Below are 6578 nucleotides of genomic sequence, written 5' to 3' on the forward strand. Positions count from 1 at the left end.
AATCGCGGGCCTATTGAGCGCCTTGCTTTTCGCTTCCGTCGCTCGCTCTGCACAGCTTGTTGATTGTGCGCCCTATAAACCACGATAATCACACTTTGCCACCATCCCTCATAGTATATCCTAGAAATTTGCCCAGACAGATTTCGCGCTACAAATAGAGAAAAACAAGAATACCAAGGAGGGAAAGTATCGTGGCTGACCTTAAATGTGAATTTCCTGAGGGTTGCATGTTGGATTTATGGGCACAGGTGATAAAAGCCAAGTTCTGTGAAAAACAGGTTAAAGTATTGGACACCGTCTTCTGTGTACCGGATGAACAAGTCGGAGGAAAGATTCGTGCGGTTGAGGACATTAAAGTCAAGGTTATTCAGGCCTATGAAGATCTGAGCTGTTACAACAAGGTTAAAATCTTTATAGAATTTGAAGTAATTCTCTTCGTAATTGTTGGAAACGAATATCAAATCATCACCGTAAGTGACTGTTATAGTCAGGTCATTGAACTGGACGAATTTGATCCGCCGCTCAGCGTTGAAGAGTTTAGAGAAGAGGTTGATCAGTCTGAAATCTGCCTGAGAAACTGGAGTTTTGACTACGAGATATTGGGCAACAGCGAAGATTCTAGCAACCCGGCCAACCTGTCCCAACCGCTTAACGGCACCGCCATCTGCTTGCGGGTTTTTGTTGACATTATTGACAAACTGGGCAAAATGCATTGTGTTATAGTATACGGGGAAATTGATCCCGACGAGTGCAAATAGCATAATGGTCGATGCTCGGCGTAATGCCGGGCATTTGTTTTTGGAGGAATCAATGAGGAACCTGAAAAGAATCGAACGGCCGACGAAAAATGCCATGCGTGCCAGGCTTGAAAAAGTTTTACAGCAATACCAGGATATAGACCTGATCATCAGTCAATTCCACCGCGAAACAGAGCATGATGACTACAGGCGATTTTGGGATGAAATTCAGCGTAACAACAACGAATTGATTCAGCAGATCTCCAGGTATATGGTGGTGCGCTGCAACCGTTGAATATAGGGTAAAGCAGGTGCTGCTTTTAATGGACCCGTTAACCGGTTAATTTTGGCTGAGATGTCACTACTGTGAACTATTGCATAGTATAGAATACATTACATTACATCCTGGAGAGTATACCATGAAAAAACTGGGATTGGCACTGGGTGGAGGGGGATTAAAAGGCCTGGCCCATATCGGGGTTTTGCAGGCTTTGGAGCAGAACGGGATCAAACCGACATTTATTTCCGGCACCAGCGCCGGGAGCATTGTGGCCGCCTTATACGCCAGCGGAATGAAACCGGACCAAATGGCTATGCAGGTGAAGCAGCTTAAACCATGTGACTATCTGGATTATAATATTGGCGGCTTGATAAAGTATATTATAGGACTTTTATTGCCGGGGAGCCATTGGCCCCTGCAGGGGGTAATAAAAGGCCGCCGCCTGGAGCGGCTGATGTATAAATGGACTCGAGGATTGACCTTGAACCAGATTAAAATACCCACAGCCATTATTTCCTGTAATATCAATACCGGCTATGAGGTGGTATTCTGCAACCGCCGCATTCCCACTGGGCAGCGGCGGGTGCAGGTATTGCACCAGGCCCTTTTGAGCGAAGCGGTGCGATGCAGCACCGCCATTCCTGCAACCTTTGTACCGCGAAAATATGGCGATATGCTCATGGTGGACGGCGGACTCAGAAGCATGGTGCCTGCGTGGGTGCAAGTCGCCATGGGAGCAGAATATATCCTGGCCATTGACCTCGGGCAGGAGCAATACCACAGTGATGTGGACGGCATACCTGCTCTGATTTCCCGCAGCCTGGAGATTTTGACCTATGAGACCTCGGTGATGGATGAACAGCTATATGCTGATATGGTGCTTTTCCCGGTATTGGATAACATAGGTTTGGGTGATATTGATAAAGCTGACTGGATTATAGCACAGGGTAGGCAAGTTATGGAAAGGCGGATCGAGGAGTTGATCAAAGCCTTAAGTGCCTAAGCGGGTAACATAACCGCTTTTGTCAACATATAATATTCACAAAGTCATAGCGGTGATAAACCAATCGCCTATTCCACATAACCTAGCTGAAGCGGGGAGGAGGTTTTAAATGGCAACTGATAAATTCGAACATGCCACTTTTTACTTGACCAGAAGTCAGGTTAACGATATCAAGGAATTGGCTAGAAAGAACCAGATTTCTCGGAGTGCTTTAGTCCGCATGATCATTCGCGAATATTTATCCCGTATCCAGGAAGGGCAAGACCGATCCTCCTAAGAATTAAAATAAATGGCGAAGCCGGCGTAACTTCACCATTACTTCATAAGACAGCGTTAAGCTGTCTTTTTTATGTGGTTATAAAAACCATAATATTTAGACTTGTCCAGTATAAAGCACCTTAGAAAATGGCATTTTATATGATGTATAAATTAATGGCTAGAATCTAATGCGGATTTAAGCAAACAGTCGGGTTTATATCTTTCCATTTAGGAGATACTCCAATTTGAAGGGAGGTTTTGCTGCATGAAAAAAATTTCATTTCTTCTACTCGGAATAATCTTATTGATCATGTTTGCATATGTATGGGAAGATATCCGGGGTACATCGCTGAGCCAGGATGTGCTTCGATTACACGTTATTGCTAACAGTGACAACCCCAGTGACCAGCAATTGAAACTTATGGTCAAGGATCAGGTGGTTGCACAGATGCGAGAAGTCCTGGTAGACGCCCCGAATGCGGACCAGGCCCGTCAGATCGCTATCAGAGAAATACCCGCCATTAAAAGAAGCGCTGAGGAAACCATCGCAGCGCATGGCTATGACTATACGGTTGATGTCGAGGTGGGACAGTACGCTTTTCCCACCAAGAGCTACGGCAATCTGGTATTTCCGGCTGGTGATTATCAAGCGGTTCGGGTAATCATAGGCGAGGGACAGGGCAAAAACTGGTGGTGTGTACTCTTTCCTCCCCTGTGTATGGTATCTTCTTCAGATCAGGGCCTTAGTCTGGACAGCCCCCAGCAGGCGGAGATAACTCTGAAATGCTTGAAGTTCTTGCCCAAGGGTTTGCAGATCACCTTTATGGGAAAACAGCACGAAGGATAAATCATGAATCATAATTCCTCTAACCCCCCTAATTAAGGGAACGGCCCAGTCGTTCCCTTTTCCTTTGTGAGGATATATAATGTAAAAAAAATGGGGGATAATATGGAAACGCTTATAATTGAAGCGCCGGCCAAGGTGAATCTGACCCTGGACGTCAAGTATAAAAGGGAAGACGGTTATCATGAATTGGAGTCAGTAATGCATCAGATTAACCTGATCGATCGCATTACTATACGTGAAGGGCCCAAAGGGACCATCAACTTGCGCTCCAATCATCCGGCCTTACCCAACGACCAGGGGAATCTGGCTTATAAAGCAGCGCACCTTCTCTTGACAGAATATGGGCATGGGGAAGGGGTGGACATCAGTATTGAGAAGAATATCCCGCTGGGAGCAGGGTTAGCCGGAGGCAGTACAGATGCTGCCGCAGTTCTGTGGGGCATGGACCAAATCTTCGGCTATAAGCTGGAATTGGCAGTTTTAATGAAGGCCGCCACGAAATTGGGGTCAGATATCTCTTTTTGTCTTTTGGGACGGCATTACTGGCCGGATGCAGACCAAGCCTGTCCGGGTTTACCAGGAGCTACGGCTATTGCCCGTGGACGAGGTGAGGTTTTAGAAGAGATGCCCAACAGGTATCTGCCCTGGATACTCCTGGTTAAGCCTGATTATCAAGTCTCAACTGCCCGAGTATACCAGGGTTTACGCCTTGACGAGATCAGGCAAAGGCCTGATACTCCAGCTTTTCTTGCAGCCTGGCAGGATTGTGATATGATGAATATAGCCAAAAATCTAGTGAATGTGTTAGAATCGGTAAGCATAGGGATCTACCCGGAAATAGCCTCTATCAAAGCCGATATGATCAAGTATGGCGCCCTTAACGCCTTGATGTCTGGCAGCGGGCCAACCGTTTTCGGCATCTTTGGCGAAGAGAAAGCTGCGGATCAGGCCAGAAAAAGATTTTTAGAGCATTATAAAGAAGTGTTTTTGGTATCATCTTATGGCAGGGGTGAGAAAAGTGCAGGAACGAAGATTGCTACCGGTTAATCTAGACTCCTACAAACCGCTTAGGGAACTGGTCTTAGAAGCAATCAGGGAAGCCATAATCAACGGCACCCTCAAACCCAGAGAACGTCTGATGGAAATACAAATGGCAGAAGAACTTGGGGTTTCGCGGACCCCTATACGGGAAGCTCTGCGAAAGTTGGAATTAGAGGGCTTTATCGTCATGGTTCCGCGCAAAGGAGCCTATGTGGCGGATATTTCCACCAAGGATATAGCTGATGTATTCGAGATCAGGGCTTCGTTGGAGGGATTGGCTGCTGGTCTTGCGGCGGAGCGAATTACTGATGAAGAGCTGGAAATTATGGAACGCTGCCTGGTGATCAAAGCGGAGGCTATTGCCACTGCAGATTTTGATAAGCTGGTTGACATCGATACCAAATTTCACGAAGCTATTTATAAAGCCAGCCGTAATGAACGATTATGGGCCATCGTAAATAACCTTCGTGAGCAGATCCAACGATTGCGCATGACTTCTTTGTCTGTTCCGGGACGGATGTATCAGTCCTTAAAAGAGCATCGCGCTATTGTAGAGGCTATACAATCCCGTGATGTCAGCCTGGCACGGCAGTTGGCGCAGGATCATATTGAAAATGCCGAAAATGTTATGATGGAATCGATTAAACGGGATGGTTTGCCCAGATAGTGAGGAACTGTGATGCTATATGATGCTATCATTCTGGCCGGGGGACAGAATGCCTCTGAGTTGAAAAAGATAGCGCCCTATGAAAACGAAGCCTTGATTATAATCGGCAACAGCCCCATGATTAGTTATGTTTATCGGGCCCTACGGGCTTCCCAAAACGTCGGTCGAATCGTTATCAGCGGTCCAGTTAAAGATCTTCGCGTAATACTATCTAAAGACCCCGATCTGCTGTTCGTTGAAGGCGGTGAAAACGCCATGGCAAGCTTTGCCAATGCAGTCGAACTGCTTAAAGAACGGCATATGAGTGAGAGCCTTCTGGTTATGCCTACCGATATTCCGTTTATCACTACAGCTGCGATTGACGATTTTATCGCTCAATCGGAGCAGTACCATGCCGATTTCTTTTATCCTATAACCAGTAAAGCAGTAAATGAGCATAAATTTCCCGGGGTTTCCCGAACTTATGTCAAGCTCCGGGAAGGAATTTTTACCGGAGGCAACTTGTTTATCATTCGCAGCCGGGTTATTAATCAGGTCATGCATATGGCCCAAGAGCTGGTCAAGAGAAGAAAAAGCCCCCTGGCTATGGCACGCCTGTTCGGGCTGGGATTAGCCCTGCAGTATCTCTTAAACAGGCTTTCTATACCAGCGGTGGAAAAGCGCTTTGCGGAAGTGATGGGGATTAGCGGAAAAGCTCTGATTTCTGATTATGCCGAGGTCGGAGTAGATGTAGACAAACCCAGCGATCTGCATTTGGCCCAGACCTATCTGGCAGGATCAATCTAAAAAACCACAGGCTATCTTCGCGGCTTTTTTATCAGAGCTTAGTATGGTTTTCAGGTTTCCATTTGGTTTAGACAGGAAATTGTTATTTCTATGTAGAATTCTAATAATTCTCAACTATTTACACGCTTTTTATAAAAGCGTGCCAGACCGTCGACAAAAGCGAATAACTGCGTTGCTCAATAGGTCCGCTCAATCAACGTACTATTTGTACGCCTCAATCGCAGACTTATTGAGCGCCTTGTTCTTAGCTTCCGTCGCTCGCTCTGCCCAGCTGGTTGACTTTTCAACAAGCTGACACGCTTTTTATAAATGTGTGCTAACTGGTTTGATATAAGCATGGTTGTTAATTGGATAGTAGTTCAAGGGGAGCGATATATTTTGGTTAATGCCGCGGTAATACTGGCTGCCGGGAAAGGCGTGCGCATGCGTTCGGCTTATCCCAAGGTCGTTCATAAGGTTGCGGGCCTGCCTATGATTCAGCATGTCGTTCAGGCAGTACAGGCTGCAGGAATAAAAAACATATATGTAGTGGTGGGCCATGGCCGGGAAGATGTGATTAAGTCTCTGACCGGCCTTGAGGTCGAGTTTGTCGTTCAAGAACAGCAATTGGGGACCGGGCATGCTCTTAAACAAGCCGAAGTCCTGTTAAACCAAGCAGATACGGTTATGGTCCTTTCCGGAGACATCCCGCTAATTCAAACCAGCACTCTGACCAACCTCCTCGCCTGGCATGTGGAGAACCATGCGGCAGCTACGGTTTTGTCGGCTGCAATTGATGATCCTGCGGGCTATGGACGGATTATAAGGAATCAGGATCAGTCTTTGCACAGGATCGTTGAAGAAAAAGATGCCAGCCTGGAGCAAAAACGTATTAAGGAGATCAATTCGGGCATCTATTGCTTTAACTGCCGCGAGGTATTTCCGCGCTTATCGGGCTTGACCACCCACAATGCTCAGGG

Annotated in this window: 9 protein-coding genes; all 9 read left to right on the top strand. The window is 46.6% G+C overall.

What is annotated here, in order from left to right; genetic code table 11:
- The first annotated feature begins 191 nt into the window (after nt 1-191).
- Nucleotides 192-758, top strand: coding sequence for a hypothetical protein (locus B2633_RS07390; RefSeq protein ID WP_483169959.1), 567 nt, complete (start codon nt 192-194; stop codon nt 756-758).
- A gap of 52 nt (nt 759-810) precedes the next feature.
- Nucleotides 811-1032, top strand: coding sequence for a hypothetical protein (locus tag B2633_RS07395; RefSeq protein WP_483169960.1), 222 nt, complete (start codon nt 811-813; stop codon nt 1030-1032).
- Between the two features lie 124 nt (nt 1033-1156).
- The gene (locus tag B2633_RS07400) at nt 1157-2020 is read left to right on the top strand and encodes a patatin-like phospholipase family protein (RefSeq protein WP_481042092.1); all 864 of its coding nucleotides are present in this window, start codon (nt 1157-1159) and stop codon (nt 2018-2020) included.
- A 109-nt stretch (nt 2021-2129) separates the two neighbouring features.
- Nucleotides 2130-2297 (top strand): ribbon-helix-helix domain-containing protein, encoded by a 168-nt coding sequence (locus B2633_RS07405; RefSeq protein WP_481042094.1) that lies wholly within the window; start codon nt 2130-2132, stop codon nt 2295-2297.
- A 246-nt stretch (nt 2298-2543) separates the two neighbouring features.
- Nucleotides 2544-3125, top strand: coding sequence for a stage II sporulation protein R (gene spoIIR, locus B2633_RS07410; RefSeq protein ID WP_483169962.1), 582 nt, complete (start codon nt 2544-2546; stop codon nt 3123-3125).
- A 102-nt stretch (nt 3126-3227) separates the two neighbouring features.
- Nucleotides 3228-4172, top strand: coding sequence for a 4-(cytidine 5'-diphospho)-2-C-methyl-D-erythritol kinase (ispE, locus tag B2633_RS07415; RefSeq protein WP_481042098.1), 945 nt, complete (start codon nt 3228-3230; stop codon nt 4170-4172).
- A complete protein-coding gene (locus B2633_RS07420) occupies nt 4144-4833 on the top strand; it encodes a GntR family transcriptional regulator (protein WP_481042100.1) in 690 nt (229 codons plus the stop codon). The genes ispE and B2633_RS07420 overlap by 29 nt, the downstream gene beginning before the upstream one ends.
- Nucleotides 4834-4845: 12 nt before the next feature.
- On the top strand, nt 4846-5619 hold the full coding sequence (locus B2633_RS07425; protein WP_481042102.1) for a nucleotidyltransferase family protein: 774 nt from the start codon (nt 4846-4848) through the stop codon (nt 5617-5619).
- A gap of 309 nt (nt 5620-5928) precedes the next feature.
- Nucleotides 5929-6578 (top strand): NTP transferase domain-containing protein (locus B2633_RS07430; RefSeq protein ID WP_483169963.1); only part of this gene is annotated, 650 nt, incomplete at its 3' end.

It is taken from the genome of Syntrophomonas sp. UBA1041 (genome assembly GCF_002316705.1).
GTDB lineage: Bacteria > Bacillota > Syntrophomonadia > Syntrophomonadales > Syntrophomonadaceae > DTU019.